Source organism: Phenylobacterium sp. (genome assembly GCF_030651185.1).
Lineage (GTDB): Bacteria > Pseudomonadota > Alphaproteobacteria > Caulobacterales > Caulobacteraceae > Phenylobacterium.
Window position 1 is genome coordinate 136665 of sequence record NZ_JAUSCJ010000011.1, and the last position, 18667, is coordinate 155331.

Annotated in this window: 23 protein-coding genes and 1 tRNA gene; 13 read left to right on the plus strand and 11 right to left on the minus strand. The window is 64.2% G+C overall.

Annotation, left to right across the window (positions count from 1 at the left end; genetic code table 11):
• Nucleotides 1-35: 35 nt before the first annotated feature.
• Nucleotides 36-902, plus strand: a complete 867-nt coding sequence (locus tag Q7J39_RS03645; protein ID WP_304820527.1) for a phosphotransferase family protein — start codon at nucleotides 36-38, stop codon at nucleotides 900-902.
• Nucleotides 903-905: 3 nt separating this feature from the next.
• Here the strand turns inward: Q7J39_RS03645 and Q7J39_RS03650 are convergent, their stop codons facing one another.
• From Q7J39_RS03650 to aroA, 4 genes are all read right to left on the minus strand, one after another.
• Nucleotides 906-1190, minus strand: coding sequence for an integration host factor subunit beta (locus Q7J39_RS03650; protein ID WP_215343259.1), 285 nt, complete (start codon nucleotides 1188-1190; stop codon nucleotides 906-908).
• Between the two features lie 291 nt (nucleotides 1191-1481).
• Nucleotides 1482-3191, minus strand: coding sequence for a 30S ribosomal protein S1 (gene rpsA, locus Q7J39_RS03655; RefSeq protein WP_304820530.1), 1710 nt, complete (start codon nucleotides 3189-3191; stop codon nucleotides 1482-1484).
• A 176-nt stretch (nucleotides 3192-3367) separates the two neighbouring features.
• Complete coding sequence (gene cmk / locus Q7J39_RS03660) at nucleotides 3368-4018, minus strand: (d)CMP kinase (RefSeq protein WP_304820532.1); 651 nt, start codon at nucleotides 4016-4018, stop codon at nucleotides 3368-3370.
• 58 nt (nucleotides 4019-4076) lie between these two features.
• Nucleotides 4077-5399, minus strand: coding sequence for a 3-phosphoshikimate 1-carboxyvinyltransferase (gene aroA / locus Q7J39_RS03665; RefSeq protein WP_304820534.1), 1323 nt, complete (start codon nucleotides 5397-5399; stop codon nucleotides 4077-4079).
• 117 nt (nucleotides 5400-5516) lie between these two features.
• Between aroA and Q7J39_RS03670 the strand changes: the two genes are divergently transcribed.
• The 3 genes from Q7J39_RS03670 to Q7J39_RS03680 all read left to right on the plus strand — a co-directional run bounded on the left by Q7J39_RS03670 (nucleotide 5517) and on the right by Q7J39_RS03680 (nucleotide 7804).
• A complete protein-coding gene (locus Q7J39_RS03670; protein ID WP_304820536.1) occupies nucleotides 5517-5996 on the plus strand; it encodes a TIGR02300 family protein in 480 nt (159 codons plus the stop codon).
• 128 nt (nucleotides 5997-6124) lie between these two features.
• Nucleotides 6125-6200, plus strand: a tRNA-Ala gene (locus Q7J39_RS03675).
• Between the two features lie 92 nt (nucleotides 6201-6292).
• Complete coding sequence (locus Q7J39_RS03680; RefSeq protein WP_304820538.1) at nucleotides 6293-7804, plus strand: site-specific integrase; 1512 nt, start codon at nucleotides 6293-6295, stop codon at nucleotides 7802-7804.
• A gap of 99 nt (nucleotides 7805-7903) precedes the next feature.
• Here Q7J39_RS03680 and Q7J39_RS03685 read toward each other — a convergent pair whose 3' ends face one another.
• A complete protein-coding gene (locus Q7J39_RS03685) occupies nucleotides 7904-8107 on the minus strand; it encodes a helix-turn-helix domain-containing protein (RefSeq protein WP_304820540.1) in 204 nt (67 codons plus the stop codon).
• 134 nt (nucleotides 8108-8241) lie between these two features.
• Here Q7J39_RS03685 and Q7J39_RS03690 point away from each other — a divergent pair, with 134 nt between their 5' ends.
• Both Q7J39_RS03690 and Q7J39_RS20855 read left to right on the plus strand, forming a co-directional pair.
• The gene (locus Q7J39_RS03690) at nucleotides 8242-8562 is read left to right on the plus strand and encodes a hypothetical protein (RefSeq protein WP_304820542.1); all 321 of its coding nucleotides are present in this window, start codon (nucleotides 8242-8244) and stop codon (nucleotides 8560-8562) included.
• Between the two features lie 99 nt (nucleotides 8563-8661).
• Nucleotides 8662-8859 (plus strand): HNH endonuclease, encoded by a 198-nt coding sequence (locus tag Q7J39_RS20855; RefSeq protein WP_370689984.1) that lies wholly within the window; start codon nucleotides 8662-8664, stop codon nucleotides 8857-8859.
• A gap of 845 nt (nucleotides 8860-9704) precedes the next feature.
• Here Q7J39_RS20855 and Q7J39_RS03695 read toward each other — a convergent pair.
• Complete coding sequence (locus Q7J39_RS03695; RefSeq protein ID WP_304820544.1) at nucleotides 9705-10412, minus strand: recombinase family protein; 708 nt, start codon at nucleotides 10410-10412, stop codon at nucleotides 9705-9707.
• A 516-nt stretch (nucleotides 10413-10928) separates the two neighbouring features.
• On the opposite strand from Q7J39_RS03695, the gene Q7J39_RS03700 reads away from it, so the two are divergent.
• Nucleotides 10929-11396 carry a tetratricopeptide repeat protein gene (locus Q7J39_RS03700; RefSeq protein ID WP_304820546.1) on the plus strand — a complete coding sequence of 156 codons (468 nt, stop codon included), beginning with the start codon at nucleotides 10929-10931 and terminating at the stop codon, nucleotides 11394-11396.
• Nucleotides 11397-11434: 38 nt separating this feature from the next.
• Here Q7J39_RS03700 and Q7J39_RS03705 read toward each other — a convergent pair whose 3' ends face one another.
• Nucleotides 11435-12442 (minus strand): hypothetical protein, encoded by a 1008-nt coding sequence (locus tag Q7J39_RS03705; protein ID WP_304820548.1) that lies wholly within the window; start codon nucleotides 12440-12442, stop codon nucleotides 11435-11437.
• Between the two features lie 18 nt (nucleotides 12443-12460).
• On the minus strand, nucleotides 12461-12838 hold the full coding sequence (locus Q7J39_RS20860) for a DUF6804 family protein (protein WP_370689985.1): 378 nt from the start codon (nucleotides 12836-12838) through the stop codon (nucleotides 12461-12463).
• A 57-nt stretch (nucleotides 12839-12895) separates the two neighbouring features.
• Here Q7J39_RS20860 and Q7J39_RS03710 point away from each other — a divergent pair, with 57 nt between their 5' ends.
• The 6 genes from Q7J39_RS03710 (at nucleotide 12896) to Q7J39_RS03735 (ending at nucleotide 16554) form a co-directional block, all read left to right on the plus strand.
• On the plus strand, nucleotides 12896-13783 hold the full coding sequence (locus tag Q7J39_RS03710; protein ID WP_304820550.1) for a serine protease: 888 nt from the start codon (nucleotides 12896-12898) through the stop codon (nucleotides 13781-13783).
• 104 nt (nucleotides 13784-13887) lie between these two features.
• The gene (locus Q7J39_RS03715) at nucleotides 13888-14034 is read left to right on the plus strand and encodes a hypothetical protein (RefSeq protein ID WP_304820552.1); all 147 of its coding nucleotides are present in this window, start codon (nucleotides 13888-13890) and stop codon (nucleotides 14032-14034) included.
• A 317-nt stretch (nucleotides 14035-14351) separates the two neighbouring features.
• Entirely contained in the window at nucleotides 14352-14936 is a 585-nt protein-coding gene (locus Q7J39_RS03720) for a pyridoxamine 5'-phosphate oxidase family protein (RefSeq protein WP_304820554.1), read from the plus strand.
• A 288-nt stretch (nucleotides 14937-15224) separates the two neighbouring features.
• Nucleotides 15225-15644, plus strand: coding sequence for an Hsp20 family protein (locus tag Q7J39_RS03725; RefSeq protein WP_304820556.1), 420 nt, complete (start codon nucleotides 15225-15227; stop codon nucleotides 15642-15644).
• Nucleotides 15645-15689: 45 nt separating this feature from the next.
• Nucleotides 15690-15944: a DUF1150 domain-containing protein gene (locus Q7J39_RS03730; RefSeq protein WP_215343252.1), complete on the plus strand. Its 255-nt coding sequence runs from the start codon at nucleotides 15690-15692 to the stop codon at nucleotides 15942-15944.
• 238 nt (nucleotides 15945-16182) lie between these two features.
• Nucleotides 16183-16554, plus strand: a complete 372-nt coding sequence (locus Q7J39_RS03735; RefSeq protein WP_370689986.1) for a GIY-YIG nuclease family protein — start codon at nucleotides 16183-16185, stop codon at nucleotides 16552-16554.
• A gap of 123 nt (nucleotides 16555-16677) precedes the next feature.
• On the opposite strand, the gene Q7J39_RS03740 is transcribed toward Q7J39_RS03735, so the two are convergent.
• From Q7J39_RS03740 to Q7J39_RS03750, 3 genes are all read right to left on the minus strand, one after another.
• Nucleotides 16678-17142, minus strand: coding sequence for a PTS sugar transporter subunit IIA (locus tag Q7J39_RS03740; RefSeq protein WP_304820559.1), 465 nt, complete (start codon nucleotides 17140-17142; stop codon nucleotides 16678-16680).
• 78 nt (nucleotides 17143-17220) lie between these two features.
• Complete coding sequence (hpf, locus tag Q7J39_RS03745) at nucleotides 17221-17871, minus strand: ribosome hibernation-promoting factor, HPF/YfiA family (RefSeq protein ID WP_304820561.1); 651 nt, start codon at nucleotides 17869-17871, stop codon at nucleotides 17221-17223.
• 31 nt (nucleotides 17872-17902) lie between these two features.
• Entirely contained in the window at nucleotides 17903-18529 is a 627-nt protein-coding gene (locus Q7J39_RS03750) for an exopolysaccharide biosynthesis protein (protein WP_304820563.1), read from the minus strand.
• Between the last annotated feature and the right edge of the window lie 138 nt (nucleotides 18530-18667).

Below are 18667 nucleotides of genomic sequence, written 5' to 3' on the forward strand. Positions count from 1 at the left end.
TGTCAGGATCGTGGGCGGGCTGAATCGGGTCAAGCGTGAGCAAGCGGGCGCTGAAGCATTTCGGGGTGACGGAGGCCGACCTGCTTGGGGCGGGCGTCCAGAGCCGCGCCTATGGCCTGGGCGCTGACGGCGTGCTGCGGGTGTTCTCCCCCGCGACCCCGCTCGCCCACGTCCAGGCCCTGGACGGCTTCTACCGTCGGCTCGACACCCGGGCGGTGGGCTTCCAGGTTCCCCGTTTCGACGAGGTTCTGCAGCTGGGCAGCGTCGCCTGCGTGGTGGAGGCGCGCATCCCAGGCATCGAATTGACCCGATTCCTCGACACCGCCCCGCCGGAGGCGCGCAAGCAGGCGCTCGCCAACTACATGGCTGCCGCGGGCGAAATCCAAGCCATCGGCTACGAGGCGGCGTTTTACGGCCAAATCCTAGGGGACACCCCGGTCCGTTCCGACAGCTGGCCGACCTATCTAAGCCGCCGGGTTCGGGCGTCGCTGGCCGAGGCTCCCTGGGCCCTGGCCGACCTGACAGCCCCGGCTGCGGTCCTCGCGTTGTTCGACAGCCTGGCTCTGGCCCGCATTGCGGCGCCACGACGGCTGGCGCATGGCGACTATCATCCGGGCAATGTGCTGGTGGACGAGGTCGGCGCGGTCACCGGGGTGATCGACTTCAGTGTCCAGGCGGTGATGGGCGATCCGCTGCTGGACCTGACATCGGCGGCCTTCTTCTTCGACGACAAGGCCAACCGGGCCTTTGCGGCCGGCCAAGCGGAGGGCGTCGAGGGCTTCGACGAGGCCACCCGGCTCTACTGGCTCTATTACAGCTTCTTCTATCTCAGCACGAAGGCGGCCAAGCCGGCGCTCTATGACCTGTGCGTCCGCAGCCTCAACGGGGCGGTGGCGGCCTGAGGCCTATTCGTCGGCGTTGAGCCGCTCGCGCAGTTCCTTGCCGCTCTTGAAGAAGGGCACGTGCTTGGCGCGGACCTCGACGGCCTCGCCGGTGCGCGGGTTGCGGCCGGCCCGGGCGTCGCGCGAGCGGACGGACAGCGCGCCGAAGCCACGCAGTTCCACCCGGCCGCCGTTCTCCAGGGCCTGGATCATGCGCTCAAGGATCACCCCCACCACGCGCTCGATATCGCGCTGGGTGAGGTGCGGGTTTTCCTCAGCGAGTTTGGCGATCAGCTCAGACTTGATCATGCCTTCTTCCGGTCGTTCGGCTGCGGAACATGGTCGAGTCCCTGAGGATGTTCAAGGCAGGAAAAGGGTTTACGGCCCGCTGACGATAATCTGCGCCGAAAGCTTGGGCTGACTTGTCCCAAATCGGGGCCCTGAAAGGGTTGGTTGGCGTGGTGAGGCTTTCTGTCGGTCGTCCGACACAGAAGGGGAGGCGCGTCGGTCAACTCAGGATAGTGCGGTTTTCGAAAAAGAAAACGGCGGACCGGTTTCCCGATCCGCCGTTCTCAGCTCATTGCCGAAGGTCGCGAACGATTAGTCGTTCTTGGCCTTCTCGCGCAGGGCGGCGCCGAGGATGTCGCCCAGCGAGGCGCCGGAGTCCGACGAGCCGAACTGCTCGATGGCTTCCTTTTCCTCGGCCATTTCCAGAGCCTTGATCGACAGGCCCACCCGACGGGCGGCCTTGTCGACGGTGGTGATCTGGGCGTCGACGCGGTCGCCGACGGCGAAACGCTCGGGACGCTGGTCGGCGCGGTCGCGGGACAGGTCCGACTTGCGCACGAAGGCGGTCATCGGGGCCTCGTCCTCACCGAAGCGGACTTCGATGCCGCCGGTGGTGACTTCCGTCACGGTGACGGTGACGGTCTGGCCCTTGCGGAAGCCGTCGCCCACCATCGGATCGCCGGCCAGCTGCTTGATGCCCAGCGAGATGCGTTCCTTCTCGACGTCGACGTCCAGGACGCGGGCCTTGACCATTTCGCCCTTGTGATACTTGGCGATGGCTTCTTCGCCCGACGCCGTCCAGTCGAGGTCCGAGAGGTGGACCATGCCGTCGATGTCGTTTTCCAGGCCGATGAACAGGCCGAACTCGGTGGCGTTCTTGACCTCGCCTTCCACGGTCGAACCGACCGGGTGCGCCGCGACGAACGCGTCCCAAGGATTGTCCATGGCCTGCTTCAGGCCGAGCGAGACGCGACGCTTGGACGGATCGACGTCCAGGACCACGACCTCAACCTCTTGCGAGGTGGAGACGATCTTGCCCGGATGGACGTTCTTCTTGGTCCAGGACATTTCCGACACGTGGACCAGGCCCTCGACCCCGGCTTCCAGCTCCACGAAGGCGCCGTAGTCGGTGATGTTGGTGATCCGGCCGGTGAACTTCGCGCCGACCGGGTACTTGGCTTCCACGCCGTCCCAGGGGTCGGACTGCAGCTGCTTCATGCCGAGCGAGATACGCTGGGTGTCGGGGTTGATCTTGACGATCTGCACCTTGACGGTGTCGCCCACGGCCAGGACCTGGCTGGGGTGATTGACGCGCTTCCAGCTCATGTCGGTGACGTGCAGCAGGCCGTCGATGCCGCCCAGGTCCACGAAGGCGCCGTAGTCGGTGATGTTCTTGACCACGCCTTCGCGGATCTCGCCCTCTTGCAGCTGGGAAACCAGCTCAGTGCGCTGTTCGGCGCGGGCTTCTTCCAGGATGGCGCGACGCGAGACGACGATGTTGCCGCGCGGACGGTCCATTTTCAGGATGGCGAAGGGCTGTTCCTTGCCCATCAGCGGGCCGACGTCGCGCACGGGGCGGATGTCGACCTGGCTGCCGGGCAGGAAGGCCGAGGCGCCGCCGAGGTCGACGGTGAAGCCGCCCTTCACGCGGCCGACGATGGAGCCCATCACCGGTTCGTTCTTCTCGTAGACGCCTTCCAGACGGGTCCAGGCCTCTTCGCGGCGGGCCTTGTCGCGGCTGATGACCGCTTCGCCCATGGCGTTCTCGACGCGCTCGAGGAAGACCTCGACGGTGGAGCCGACCACGATGGGGGCGGGATCATCGCCTTCCTGGTTGAATTCCTTCAGGGACACGCGGCCCTCGGTCTTCAGACCCACGTCGATGATCGCGAAATCCTTCTCGATCCCGACCACGATCCCCTTGACCACCACGCCTTCCATGAAGTCGCGGCCGCCCATGGACTCGTCCAGCAGGGCGGAGAAGTCGTCGCGGGAGGGGGACAGGCTCATATCGTCAGCCATAATATTCTTTCGTCTTTCAGATGACGCCGTCCGGAATGCGGAAATGGCCCGACCCGCATGAGCGGTCGGAGTCCCGGCGTCGGGTTAAGGGTTGCAAACCGAAGGCGTCGGGGCGGACCCCAGCGCGGTGAAATTCGCCCGCAGCCATCGAGGGAAAGGAACGTTTGGATTGCCCGTCAGGAAGTTTCCCACCGGGCTCGCGCCGCCTCGACCGTGCGGCGGGCCGCATCGGTGGCCTGCTCTATAGTCATTTCAGTGGTGTCCAGCAAGACGGCGTCGGCGGCGGCCACCATGGGGCTGTCGGCACGGCCTCCGTCGCGGGCGTCGCGCTTGCGGATGTCGTCGAGGATGTCGGCCAGATCCACGTGCTCCCCCTGACCTTTCAGCTGCTTCCAGCGCCGCTCGGCCCGCACCTCCGGGGTCGCGGTCACGAACAGCTTGGCCGGCGCCTCGGGGCAGATGACGGTGCCCATGTCGCGCCCGTCCAGCACCGCGCCGCCCGGCGTGCGGGCGAAGGCCAGCTGCAGCTCGCGCAGGGCCAGGCGCACGGCCGAATGCACGGCCACCCGGCTGGCGCACTCGCCGGCCCCCCGGGTGCGGAATTCCGGATCGTCCAGCATGGCGGCGGTCAGCGTCATGGCCACCGCGCCCGCGTCCTGCTCGCTATCCAGGTCCTTGCCGGCCCGCTGGGTCAGCACGCCCACGGCCCGGTACAGCAATCCCGAATCCAGCACCGGCACGCCGTAGAGCGCCCCCAGCCGATGGGCGATGGTCCCCTTGCCCGAGGCCGCGGGCCCATCGACGGTGATGATGAAGGGGGGTTTCACGTTCTTTTCCTCCCCCGTTCCCGTTGGTCACGGGGGAGGAAAAGTTCGGCGCAATGCCTCACGCCAGCTCCCCGCCCAGCCCGCGCATCATCTCCACGAACCCCGGGAAGCTGGTGGCGATCATGCCGGGCTCATCGACACTGACCGCGTCGTCCGACGCCAGGCCCATCACCAGGTGCGACATGGCGATCCGGTGGTCGCCCTTGGTGACCACGCGGGCCCCGCCGGCGGCCGGATGGTTGCCGCGCGCCGACCCCACCACGATCAGGCCCTCCGGCTCCTCCTCGACCCCGATGCCGCAGGCGGTCAGCCCCGCCGCCATCAGGGCGATGCGGTCGCTCTCCTTGACCCGCATCTCGCCGATGCCGCGCATGTGGGTCGGCCCCTCGGCGAAGGCCGCGGCCACCGCCAGGATCGGATATTCGTCGATCATCGACGGCGCCCGCTCGGGCGGCACGTCGACGCCGTGCATCGCTGAATAGCGCGCGGTGACGTCGCCCACCTGCTCGCCGCCCTCATCGCGCAGGTTCGAGATCGTCAGGTCCGCTCCCATCTCCTGCAGGGTGGTGAACAGGCCGGTGCGCAGCACATTGAGCAGCACGCCTTCCACCGTCACCTCTGACCCCGGGGTGATCAGGGCCGCCACCAGGGGGAAGGCCGCCGAGGAGGGGTCGCCGGGCACGATGATCTTCGTCCCGGTCAGCGTCTGGCCGCCCGGCAGGTCGATATGGCGCTCGCCGTCCCGGTCCTCGACATGGATCACCGCCCCGAAGGCCCGCAGCATCCGCTCTGTATGGTCCCGTGTCGCCTCGGGTTCGATGACGCCGGCCCCGCCGTCGGCGTGCAGGCCCGCCAGCAGCACCGCCGACTTCACCTGGGCCGAGGGCTCGGGCAGGCGGTAGTCGATACGCTTCAGCGCCCCGCCCTGCAGGGTGAGCGGGAGCCGCCCGCCGGTCCGGCAGGCGAAGCTCGCCCCCATCGCCTTCAGGGGGTTCATCACCCGGTTCATCGGCCGCCCGCGCAGGGAGGCGTCGCCGGTGAAGGTGGCGGCCATCGGGAACCCCGCCGCCGCCCCCATGATCAGCCGCACGCCGGTGCCGGCGTTGCCGCAGTCGATCACGTCGTCGGGCTCGGAAAACCCGCCACGGCCCTCGACGCGCCAGCGGCCCTCCCCCAGCCGGGTGACGGTGGCGCCGAAGGCCGCCATGGCGGCGGCCGTACGCTTCACATCGTCGCCTTCGAGTAGACCCTCGATCTCTGTCGTTCCGGTCGCCAGCGCCCCGAAGATGAGCGCGCGATGGGAAATCGACTTGTCGCCCGGGGCGCGCACGCGGCCCCGCAGCGGGCCGCCGCGTTTCGCGGTCAGTCCTGCCGACGTCATGGGAATGCCAAGCCTCCTTAAGGCTCTGCTGTTGTCACGAGGGGGTTTGCTTTTGACAGCGGCGCTGGCGCATGGCAAGGGACCCGGCTTCATTCGAACCCCTTAGAGGCTTAGCCCTTGGCCAATCCCGAACTGGGCGCAAAGCAGATCTGTCCGAACTGCCAAGCGAAGTTCTACGACCTCACCCGTCGTCCCGCCCACTGCCCGAAATGCGCCACCGAGTTCGACCCCGATGAGGCTGTCCGCAGCCGCCGGAGCCGTTCGCGCGTCGCCCCCACCGACCACGAGGTCGAAGAGGAGGGCGAAGCCCAGGTGCGCGGCAAGTCGGAGGCCGACGACGACGACGAAGAAGAGGAAGTCGTCACCCCGGAACTCGACGAAGTGGTCGATGCTCCGATCATCCCCGGCGACGACGATGACGACGACGCCGAACCGGGCGCCACGCCCGAGGACGAGCTCGCCGGCTTCTCCGAGGACGAGGAAGATCTCGAGGAAGACACCGACGACGTGCCCTTCCTGGAAGAAGACGACGAAGACGACTTCGACGACACCGAAATCGAGGGTCTGCCCGGCGAGGGCGACGTCGAGGACCGCTGATTTTAGCTGCGACAAGCCGCCTGCAAATTTCCTTTGCGGGCGGGCTTGATCGCGGCGAACTGTCAGACTAGGTTCCGCGCCTCTTCGGGGAGGGCCTTCCGGGCCAGACACGAAGAACCCGAGACCTCGGGGCTTTAGCTCAGCTGGTAGAGCGCTTGCATGGCATGCAAGAGGTCAGCGGTTCGACTCCGCTAAGCTCCACCATCCCTTCCCCGGCCCTTACAGGGTCGGGGAAAGGTCCACTTTCCAAAGCCTTATGACGACCGGGTGTTACGTCTGTTATAGGATGTAGCAGCATGTCGAAGCCCTCCCGCCGCCAAGGCAGCGCCTTTTATTACGCCCGGCGCGCAATCCCCAAAGACCTCCGCGAAGCCTACGGCAAGCGCGAGATTTGGAAGTCCCTCGACACCACCGATTTTGAGGCTGCGAAGCCCATTGAGCGCCGCAAGCAGCTTGAGTGGGACGAGGAGTTCGCCGCGATAAGGCGGGAGCTTGAAGCTGCTGTGCAGCCCGCTGAGCCCGGCGCGAAGTGGCGCGCCATGACCCCTGCCCAACGCGCGGCATGGCAGCGACAGCGGGACGAGTACGAGCAGGACGAAAGGGAGTACCAGCGCGCCAATCCCGTGCCTGATTACGACGACCTTAGTCCCGAGGAGCAGCGTACACAGGATGCTGTCGAGGCGGCTCGCGAGCGTTGGGAAAAGAACCAGAGCGAAGAGCGCGAAGCTCTACGTCAAGAGCGCCTTGCGGAGGCCGGAACGAAGCAGTCGAACGTAGTGTCAGCGAAGGCGCAAGGGACGTCCCTTGCGGTGGTGTTTGGTAAGTGGGCGCAGAACCAGAAGAACCAAAAGACCATCGACCGCATGGAGAAGGTAGTTGAGTGGTTTGAGGATGAAATGGGACGCGTGCCCATCGAGGAAATCACTCCAGACCATGTGCTGAACTGGTCTGAAAAACTCCAGAAGCGCACCACGGCTGCGAACGCCCGCACCAAACTCGCGAACTTCAACACCTTGCTTCGCTACGCCTGGATGAAGGCGCGCCTCATCCCCGCAAACCCCGCTTTGGGGGTGAGCATTGGCGTCAGCCCGGACCCCGAGGAGGACGTGCAGCCATTCGACCTTCCTGCCCTCAAGTTGATCTTTGGATCGCCGGTCTACACGAGCGATGAACGCCCAGAGGCAGGGGTTGGAGAGGCGGCCTACTGGCTACCCTTGCTCGCAATGTTCACTGGCGCACGCTTGAACGAGTTGGGCCAGCTACGGCCCAGCGACATCCTCAAGCTCCCCTATATGGATAAGGATGGGAACGAACTGGAGGCCTGGTGCATCCGCATCGTCGCGGACAAGGCTGAGGGGCTGAAGCTCAAGAACCGATGGAGCGCACGGCGCGTGCCCATTCACTCCGACCTCATCCGCCTCGGTTTCCTGACCTATGTCGAGACCGCGCGCGAAGCGGGACAGGCGCGCATCTTCCCCGAACTCAGGCCAGACAAATACGCGCACATCACGGCCAACTGGTCCAAGTGGTTCGGTCGCTACCTGCGGGGCACGATCAAGGTCACTAACCGGAGGATGCGGTTCCACTCCTTCCGCCACGCCTTCAAGGACTACGCACGCGAGGCGGAAATCCCAGAGGACGTGAATGACGCCTTCACCGGCCACAAAGGACAGGCGGTTGCTCGACGCTACGGCTCCTCACTCGCCTACCCGCTTCGTCCTATGGTGTCGGCTATGGCGCAGTATCGGGTGACCGGGCTGACACTGCCCCTACCCCCTCCCGCAAATCGCGACCAAGCGCCCGCGTGAGTACAGGGCTAGGCGACGCTGCATGAGGCGCGACTGATCACAGACCGGCGCACGTGGGGTACGCGCTCTCAAGTCGTGGAGTGACGCCTGTCGGTGTTGCTATAGGCCAGCGGCGGCGATGATTGCCGAGGGCGTGACCTTCATCGCCTTCGCGATCCTGACCAGGGCGAGGAAGCTGACATTCCGCTTGCCGCGCTCGACCTCGCCCATGTGGGTGCGGTTGACCTTCGCCGCGTCGGCAAGGGCTTCCTGAGACATCTTCAAGCCATGGCGCTGCGCACGGATAGCGTCGCCCAACTTCATGAGCGTGACCTCGCTTTCCGATTTGTCTGACACCCGCGCCACGCATTGAACGTCGCCGGATGTTGGGTTTACGCACCACTTGATCTATGCACCATTCGTCAGTGCAGCCGCGCGTTGTGGCAGGAGGCGTTTACATGGGCTTCGTGATTGGTGCCGCCGTTGTTGCAGCGGTGGTGTGGGTCTTCGTCTGGTTCAAGAACCAGCAGAACGATCAGGCTTTGGACTTGGCGCTCATGTCCATCCATGCCGAGGCCCGCATGAAGCTCTCACCCGAGGATATGAGCAGGCTCACGCAGCAGCTTCACGAACTCGCAGCGATTACCCATGCGCAAGCGGCTACCGGAGTTCCCGCGAAACAGGCGAGCCGTATGGGGAAGCAGGCCGCTATCCAGAGCATCGCCAGCGCCATTGAGATTGAGCGGATGTTCTCTTCAAAGGCCCCTGAAGCGGTTTAACCCTTTGACCCGCTCGGTCCCCTTGACCGAGATGATTTGAGACAGATGTATCAGCTGGAGGAGGCTAGTAACTTCTAGCCGCAACTAGCAAGCCATGTTGTGAAGCGTGCTCGTCCGATCTTGGGGAAGCGCTATGGAGACCAGGGGCAGGGCTTCATTGAGGTCCATCATATTAAACCCAATCCTACCCTTATATCAGGGGATATCACTAAGCTTTCTGATTTAGCTCCTGCTTGCGTCAACTGTCATAGGATGCCACATATGGTTACGTGCAATATAACTATAGATACTCTCTAGGATATTCTGAGTAGTTCATAGTTTATATGTTCTATATATATACATATGATGGGGATTTCGACGTCGCTTAGTGTGTCATTCTATTTTATATAGAGGATTTTATGATCTTATCCCCCGATCTAACCATGCAATAGATACGACTACGCTCATAGTTGCATGCTCGCCCAAGCCCGTTGCGGCTGACTACCTCAGCTCAGGCCATCGAGTGAGGCTCCCGGTCTGCCTCGGCTCTTGTGCGAGATGGTATCAGTTCATCTTCGTGCCAGAGTTCGGCTACCCGACCCCGCTTCTCCACCCGCGTCCGCTTAATGAGAAAGGTCACGCTTAAACCCACCTGCGGCAGGCAAGCGTTCCCTTCCCAAATCGCATCCGGATGGAGCCGTGTGCATGACGGTTTCAAATCAGCCTTGGCGCTTTCGCGACCTTCCGGCCGAGCGCCCTCGGGCGTCCTGGACACTCTGCGTCCCACCCAGCCGGGCAACCTCAGACGAGCCGCCGCAGCCCCTCCAGCGCCGCCCCCTGGCGGTCCTAGGGGGCCATTTCGGCCAGCGCCTGACGACCGGTGCTCGACCTACCCCGAGGCTGTCGATCTATGCGGGGGCGATCCCCCGGTAGCGAGGCGCGGACCTCCGTCACAGGGACCGATGGATTGTCCGGGGGACGCCTGTTTCCCCCGGCGGGGCGAGCGGCGCTCGCGTCACAATCTCACCGGCGGATAATGGAGCGAGGGCGTCGCAAACGCTGCTAGAGGCCCGTCACGCAGCGGGAGCCGCCGGGCCACACACACCTAGGTGAGCGCCCGGCAAAGCCCGCCACGCGCCGCCCCTGGCCAGCCCTGGCGATCCTCAGGCGGCCCGGTCTAGAACCCGCTTCACGGCCATGCCGGTCCACGTCGAACCGCGAGCCGTCCGCACCTTCATCTCGTTCAGCCGATCCGCGATAGCGGCGAAGGTTAGCCCCTCGGCGCGGAGCGCTTGGGCCTTCGGAGCGACGCGAGCGGCGAACGCATCGGCCTTAGCCTGAATAGCTGCGGTGCCAAGGTCAGGCCTGGAAACGGTCAGACCCTTTGGACTGCCAAGCTTAGTGATGATCTTCCCGGAGCGTCGGGACGTGTGCTCGCCGCCCGGTTTCGCCAAGCGCGCCTTGATGGACGCTAGGCCCGCCTTGGTTCGTGCGGAGATTGCCTCCCGCTCCTGCTGCGCGACGGCCACCATGATGTTGATGGTGAAGGCGTTCGCGTCCGGCATGTCGCACGCCACGAAATCCACGCCCCTCTTTTGGAGCCCGGTGGTGAAGTGGAGGTCGCGGGAGAGGCGGTCCAGTTTCGCTATTAACAAGCGAGCGCCAGTCAGTTCGCATAGCTCCATCGCCTTTGCCAACTCAGGGCGGTCGTCACGCTTACCGCTCTCGACCTCCTCGAAGGTGTCGATCAGTTCGCCGCCATGTGCCGCGATGTAGTCGGCAACAGCCCTATGCTGGGCCTCCAGACCTAGGCCAGACGACCCCTGCTGTGCGGTGGACACGCGGACGTAGGCGACGAAGCGGGCGGACATATCAAACCTCAATACGAGCGTATCTTGATTTGATATATCCACCGCGCCTTGGTCAACCGGAAAGTGGCCCTGTTATTCCGGGTGCGCAGGCCGCTTATCCGGACAACTGTCCGGGGCGACAGCCGCCCAATAGGGGCTGACAGTTGTCAGGGACTACAGCCGAGCGTCACAGGCGTAAGGTTGGGATCGGAGTGGAGAGCGGCATGACGCCAGAGACGATCATTGCAGCCGGTGGCGCATTGGCCGTGGTGGTCCGAGCCGTCGCCTCACTTGTCTGGGCATGGAGGCGGAAGCCGTGATGCTTGATCTGTTCGCGGGTTACGGAGGGCCCCCCATGGGGTCAATCGAGGCCCCTTTGTCCGAGGGTGTCCCCTTGCGACAGCAGATCAAAAATAGGTCGCGGGTTTTTGCTGATCGAGGTGCCCTGGTTCGGCTCCACTGGCGGCGGGTTCCAATGATGGACATGAGGCAACCTGAGCCTTAGCGTTTTGGTCACGGGAGACGGGCGAAAGCGATATGGCAAATCCCATCAAAGCATTTTTCGCCGGGCTCAGAGCCGACACCGCAAGAGCGGGTTCTATGATGGATGGCAACAAGGCGTTCGCGCGGGGCGATTACGGCGGCGCATGGTTGTATTTCTCCCATGCCGCTAACGCCGGTGTGCCCGAAGCAGCCTTCAATCTCGGACTAATGCGAATGAATGGCCAAGGCTTGCCTGCTGACGACGAACAGGCCGCGAGGTGGTTTCGCCAAGCCGCCGAGCAAGGCGTAGTCGAAGCTCAGTTCAACCTTGCCCAGATGTACGACCAGGGTCGGGGTGTGCCGCAAGATTTTGTCGAGGCGACGAAATGGTACCGGACGGGAGCAGAGCAAGGCCACTCGCTGTCACAATGGAACCTTGGAGTGCGGTATCAGGAAGGCCGTGGCGTGCCAAAGGATCGCGACGAAGCCGCAAAATGGTCGCGACTTGCGACGGGAAAGTAGTGCAGCGCGGCTACGGCTCGCTGAGCCGACGCAAGCCACTATTGTATGCGTGTGGCTTCATCGGTGATCTGCCGCTGCCGCTGTGCCTCTCGCTCATAGGTCGCCTCTAAGGCGCGGAGGTTCTGGGCACCCTGTTTGGCAAGGTCGATCATGGCTTTCACCTTGGTCCCGAGGTCTGCGCACGCCGTTTGCAAAGACGGCTCCGTCGTCTCTGGGCTTAGGTCACGGCACGACGCAAGGGCCGCGTCCGCCTGCGCCCCCAACTGAGTGAGGCTTCCCCCAAGTTCGATCTGAGACGACTGCACCTGGTTATGTGCGCGGTCTGCGGCGAAAGCGTTTTGCTGGATCGCGTATGAAATCTGCCCCCGCTGATAAGAGCGGGCATCGCCCGTCAGCGACCGCTCACGCTCCAAGAGCGCCACCATCTGTTCGGTAGTCTTTGTGTATGCGGCTTCCATGGCCGCACCCTTCGCGGCAATCGAACCGAGACGAGCACTCATCTGATCGACCCGAGGCATCAACGCCATGATCGTCTGAAGGAGTGTCGCTCTGGCAACCGCCGCTTGCTGGTGCGCCTGCTGTGCCGCTACCTGCGCGGCCTGTTCAGCCGCCGCTGCGGCGCGTGCCGCAAGAATGATGCTGGACCGCTTACGAAGCTTCGCCGCCTCATTGTGGAATGTGGTGACATCTGACTTCACTAGTTCGCTGGATAAGCTGTCCCCCGCGCTCACCTTCAGATGTCGACCTTCACGCTTTCCGGTGATCTGGACGGTTACGGGCAGCAGCGAGGTGGACTTCGCCGCCAAGCTCACGCTCCTTCCATCGGTCAGCCCCGACACTGCGGAGGTGTAGTCTGAGATGCTGCCGTCAGGCTTGAGGCTGACCCCCGCTAGACGGCCCGTCACTTGACCACCTTCAGCCTGGACCAGATCGAGCAGGACGACGCTATCGCCTGATTTGCCGACATAGGTTCCGGTCAGTTTAGGCTTGCCACATCCCGCTAACGAAACCGCCAGCAGGACAAGGATCGCAAATCTCAGTCGCACACTCGCCCCCATGTGATCCTACTCGCGCAGCGATCTTTGCCGCCAACCTACCCAGGCGAAGGGGACGGCGCTCAGGACGTTCAAGATCGCCCACGTATCGCGATCCAGATGAACCCGGATGACGGGATTGTAGAGGATCGCCAGTCCAACGAAGGCCCAACCTAGCCATCGTCCGGTGCCTCTGCTGAGCACCACCCAAGCGATGAAGATAGCAGCTAGGCAAACGATGATCCGAAGCACCGTGTAGTAGCCATAGGGCATTGGAGCGACCGCCAGTGCCAGCCCAACCGTGGGGCAGAGCCAAACCGCAACGGGGACGCGTGCGGCGGAAGCCGGGTTTGGAGGCGTATCCATGGCAAAGCTTGGCCTGCTCAACCGCCGATTACAATCCACCATCGCCTACCGCGTCCCAAGGCGGTTAAGGTCGCCGCCAGACACCTACGGACCTTCGACATGAACAAGCAAGTGCATGGCATTGTCACGGAAGACCCTGCAAAGGCGGCCGCGATTGGCGAGGCAATCAACTTCCGCTCAATGCTGTTCAAGCCGGTCGCTGAGCCCTGTGCCGGCGATCTGGCCGAATGGGCTCACTTCGGGAGCGCGCTACTTTCGATCGCCTTCACGTCGGGAGACAAGCTGAGCGTCGAAGGTTCAGCGGTCATGGTCGGGCCGGGCGTCGCCCTGGCGGCAAAGCACGTATTTGAGCCGCGCTTGGCCGACATCATGGCCTCCAAAGATGTGCCGATACTCCACGCTGTTACAGAGCACGGGCTGCAAATCTGGCGGCTTCATCAGCTGGTCCTTACCGACACGGATGTTGCGATCCTCCGCATAGACCTTGCGTCCAATCTGCCACCCGAAAACGACTTTCACGCTGCTACCCTCACCACCCGTACGCCCAAGGTCGGCGAGCAAGTTCAGATCGCCGGATTTCGGTCTGACAGCGTTGAGGAGGGCGCAATCCTTGGGCAGACCCGTGTTGGGATTGGCGAGGTCACGGCAGTATACCTTACAGGTAGGGACAAAGTGATGCTTCCGCATCCCTGTATCGAGGTCAAATGCCTGACCATAGGCGGAATGAGTGGTGGACCCGCTTTTGATGAGAACGGGATGCTACTCGGCGTCCTGACGTCCTCAATTGAACATGAGGAAGGTCCATCCTATGTCTCGCTCGCTTGGCCGACGTTCGGAGCAAAGATCGAAAGCCTTTGGTTGCCGGGCATGATTGATCTTCCCACCTCTCTCATCGAAATGGCAGCCAAAGGCGTCGTGGGTGTGGAGAAGCCCGAAGCGTTCACCATCGTTGGCGAAGGCAAATGCCACCTGCTGACGTGGAGCTAGTCGCCGCAATAGCCCGGCCCTTCGAGTGAAAGCCCTGTATGATGCCGGGTCAAACGCAGCCCCACACCGGCAGCCATAGCGCGTCAGACGGCCAAGCCAACAGTATGCAGTTCCTGGCAGAAGCGTTGTACCGCCGGGTGCTGTCCATTGCCCAGCTTGACCAGCCCTTTACCGCCTTCATCGAGAGCTTGTCGGCCGCGACACATGGCGGGCCTTGGCCTGCTGAAAAACCTTCCGAGGTCGCCGACTGACTGCTACATCTATCAATCTCAACTGTAACACTCGGCTCAAAAAAGCTCTGGAAAATCAGTGGGTGCTTCGTTTCCGCTAAGCTCCACCATAGCGGCCGCTTCCCACCGGAAGCGGCCGTTTCCATTTGCGCCACATCATCATCCCGGCCGCAGCGAAGCGGAGAGCCAGGACCTAGGGGCCACATCCCGACACCTCAGTCCAAGTCACCGTTCGTGTGGTTCGTGTGGTTCGTGGTTCCAATTCCTCTGGCCGCGACGCCGCGAGACCGAGCAAGATGGTCCACGAACCACACGAACCACACGAACGGGGCGCACCCATGTCGATGTACCACCAGGGCCAACGCAGCCTGCAGGACGCCTTCGGCAGCCGGGCCCTGGCCGATCGTCTCGACGAAACCCTGCGCCACGACGCCTTCACCGACCGCGACGCCGACTTCATCGCCCAGCAGAGCTTCTTCTTCCTGGCCACCGCCGACGCTGAGGGGCGGCCCGACTGCTCCTTCAAGGGCGGTCCCGCCGGTTTCGCCCGGGTCATCGCGCCCGACGCCCTGGTCTTCCCCGACTATGACGGCAACGGCATGTTCCGCAGCCTCGGCAACCTGACCGCCAATCCCAATGTCGGCCTGCTGTTCCTGTCGGTGGGCGAGCGCCCCCAGCGCCTGCGGGTCAACGGAACCGCGCAGGTCCTGGCCGACGACCCGCTGCTGGCCGACATCCCCGGCGCCCAGCTCCTCGTCCGGGTGACGCCCCGCGACATCTTCCCCAACTGCCCGCGCTACATCCCGACCCTGACGCTCACCGCCCCCTCGGTCCACGCGCCGGAGACCGACAAGCCGACCGTCGAGGCCGACTGGAAGGCCCACGCCATGTTCGCCGACGTGGTCCCGCCACGGCGGGTGTGAGGCGCGGCCGAGGCCCTAACCCCCTCCGTCTTCTCGTTGCGCTCGAATCCACCTCCCCCGAACCGCGCTCCGCGCTGGGGGCGGAATGAGAGCGCTCAAAATTCCTCCCCCAGGCCGCAGGCCGCTCGGGGGAGCTGGCGCGCGCAGATATGCGCGTGACGGAGGGGGCTGGGGACTCTCCACCCCCACCATTGAAAGCCCCGCTTCCCCGCCCCATCTTTGAGTCATCCGGCCGCCGCGCCGATTTCGGGCGGTAGCCGGAGAGTCGCTTAACTCGCGAGGACTCTGATGAACCGGCCGATCGTCTTTGACTCACCCTTCCTGCTCGGCTTCGAGCATACGCGCAGCCTCATCGAGCGCGCCGCCAAGGCGGCCGCCGAAAGCTACCCGCCGTACAATGTGGAAGAGCGGGCCGGCGGCGGCCTGCGGATCACGCTGGCGGTGGCGGGTTTCACCCCCGACACCCTGCAGGTGACCATGGAGGACCGCCAGCTGGTGGTGGCCGGACGGCGCGACGAAGCTGGCAAGGCCGAGGACGCCTATCTGCACCGAGGCATCGCCGCCCGCGGCTTCATCCGCAGCTTCGTGCTGGCCGATGGGATGGAGGTGGAGGGCGCCCTGCTGGAGCACGGCCTGCTGCACATCGATCTGGACCGTCCCGAGCCCGACAAACTGATTAAGCGGATCCCTATCCAGACGGCCGGCTGAACCAAGCGACCGTTACCCGCGTTGCCCTTACAGGAGGTGGTCATGATGACGCCCAATCTTACGACTGAAGCTTTTGCCGCTCTCGGCGGTCCCGATCTCGTCTATGTGCGCCCGATCAAGGCCGCCGAAATCCTGGCCTCGACCCCGGCCGCCCAGATCGAGGGCTTCAAGCTCGATCCGGACCAGACCCTTTACGCGGTCCACCGCGCCGACGGCGAACGCCTGGCGGTGATGACCGACAAGGACTCCGCCGTCGCCGCCGCCCTCGCCCACGAACTGGCGCCTGTGTCGGTGCACTGACGACCTGTCCATCCCTCCCCGACCTGGGAGGGATAGATGGCGCGAATGCCGGTCTCACGTCATCTCCACATCGTCATCCTCGGGCTTGTCCCGAGGATCCATACACTCCGTGAATCCGCAAAGGTTCACACCCGCGCCGCCACACCCTTTCCTGAACCTCTGAGATCATGGATCCTCGGGACAAGCCCGAGGATGACGGCGGGGTGGGGGAATGAGCGCGAGGAACGCGGTCTACATCATGGCCAGCGGTAAGCACGGTACACTCTATGTCGGCGTGACCAGCGACCTGACACTGCGCGTCAGCCAGCATCGCGAAGGGACAAAGGGTGGCTTCACCTCGCGCTATGACGTGAAGCATCTGGTCTGGTTCGAGCGCCACGAGGGTATTGTCGACGCCATCCAGCGGGAAAAGTCCCTGAAGCGCTACAATCGCGCCTGGAAGATCAATCTGATCGAAACCGACAATCCCAACTGGGATGATCTCTATGAGGGGCTGTTCGCCGCCCCGCCCGGTCCGCTTTCCCATCTCAATCCGGGCGTGACTCAAGCCGAGCAACCAGGGTTTCAACCCTCAAGTCGTCATCCTCGGGCTTGTCCCGAGGATCCATGATCTCCGAGGGTCAGGCACAGTCGCAGCGGCGCCATCTGCGCCTCCAAGCCCAACGCGGTGTCTATGGATCCTCGGGACAAGCCCGAGGATGACGGTCTTGGAAGATGGCGAGGCGCGAGGCCTCTAAGCCGCGCTAGACCGGGCTTCCTGCACCAGCAGCGCATGGATCGCGTCGGGCGTGCGCGCCTGGCGCAGTTGTTCGCGCAGGTCGGCCTGCCGCAGCAGGCGCGACACCCGGGCCAGGGTGCGCAGGTGTTCAGTCGAGGCGTTGGGCGGGGCGAACAGGGCGAAGATCAGGTCCACCGGCTGATCATCTACCGACTCGAACGCCACCGGGTGATCCAGGCGCACGAACACCGCGCGCATCCGCTGCAGGCCCTCCAGGCGGGCGTGGGGCACGGCGACGCCGTAGCCGACGCCCGTGGAGCTGGCGGCTTCCCGCTCGGCCAGGGCGTCGAGGATCACCCCGGCGTCGAGGGTGAACTGCCGCGCGGCGATCTCGGCGACAACCGCCAGCACCTGGCGCTTGTTGGGGGCGCTGACACGCGGCGCAATGGCCGCGCGTTCCAGAATCTCACCGATCAACATCGTGTCGTGACGCCCAAATCAAAACAAAGCCGGCCCGTGCAAAGCCAGATCGCACGGACCGTGCCGGAAAGTCTCGGCCTAGGCCGAGGTTCCGTTCGCTCCGTTCCCGTTCGGCGATTTCGTGCGTTCGGGGTCGATCCAACCGATATTCCCATCGGGTCGGCGGTACACCACGGACAATCCACCGTGAGCGGCGTTCCTAAAGACGATTGTTTGCGACTCCGTCAAGTCCAGCTCCATGACCGCCATGGAAACGGTCATCGTCTTGATGTCCTTTTCCGTTTCCGCGATCACCATGGCCGAGGGCAGGACGTGGGCGTCGTGCGAGGTTTCGCTGTCGGCGCCGAGGTCCCAGGCATCCTCGGCGTCATCGTCGTCGGGCGACTGGATGACGAAATAGGATGCGGTTTCGGCGGCCCGCGCGGCGGCCTGCGGCGAGTGGCTTTTTAATCGTCGCTTATAGCGGCGCACCCGCGTCTCGATCTTGGCCAGCGCCGCATCGAAGGCGCCGTGGGCGTCGGCGCCCAGACCGTGACTTTGCAGCGACTGGCCCGTGGCCAGTTTCAACGCGCAGTCGACTCTGAAGGAATGGCCCTCTCGGCTGACGACCACGTCCGCGGCGCCGCCACGGTCGAAGTACTTGCCGATAGAACCGGTGATTTCGTCGGTGACCCGCTCACGCAGGGCCTCCCCAACGGCGACATGCTTGCCGGATACTAGGACTTGCATGCCCCATCAACGCGCCGCTCCGGCAATGGTGTCAAGCGCCTCCGAACCAACCCACGAGATGGTGTACGGCGGCCATCACGACACCGGCGCTGAGGAACAGGACCGCCCCCGAGGTGGCCGCCAGGGCGTAACCCACCACCGCCAGCAGCCCATCCCTCTGAACCATCGAAAAGGCCAGGACGGCGATGGTCAGGGCGGGCAGCAGGTTGCCCAGGGGGATCGGCAGGATCAGTACGAAGGACAGCAGGGTGCAGATCAGCCCGATCAGCCGATCGCCCACCGGCCCGAACATGAACACCAGGCGCGGCCGCGACACCTGCTCGATGCGCTCCAGCCAGGGCAGCAGCTTGCCGAACGCCCGGGCGAGTTCGGCCCGGCTCATCTGGCGGTCGTCGATGAACCTCGGCAGCCAAAGGGTCTGGAAGCCGATCACCATCTGCGGCGAGATCAGCAGCAGGGGCGCGCCAAGGATGGTGCTGGAGCCGGGGGGCAGCGGCAGCAGGTTGGGAATCGCCAGCACGAACATCAGGGCGGCGAAGGCCCGGCGCCCGAAGGTGTCGATGATCTCGCCCAGCGTCACCTTCTCCGCGGCCTGATCGCCGAGGGCGCGGATGTGGGCCGAGAGACTCAGGTGTTGCGGAAACTCTCGGTCGGGCATGCGGTCTCATATCGCCGGCTGCGGCGTCAGCACAACGCATGAAGGCGCAATTCGTCCCGCGCTTTACAGCGGCGCCGCTTTTCGGCTAGGAGGCGCGCGTCATGCGGATCGCCGTCATTAAACGCGCCATTAAAACCA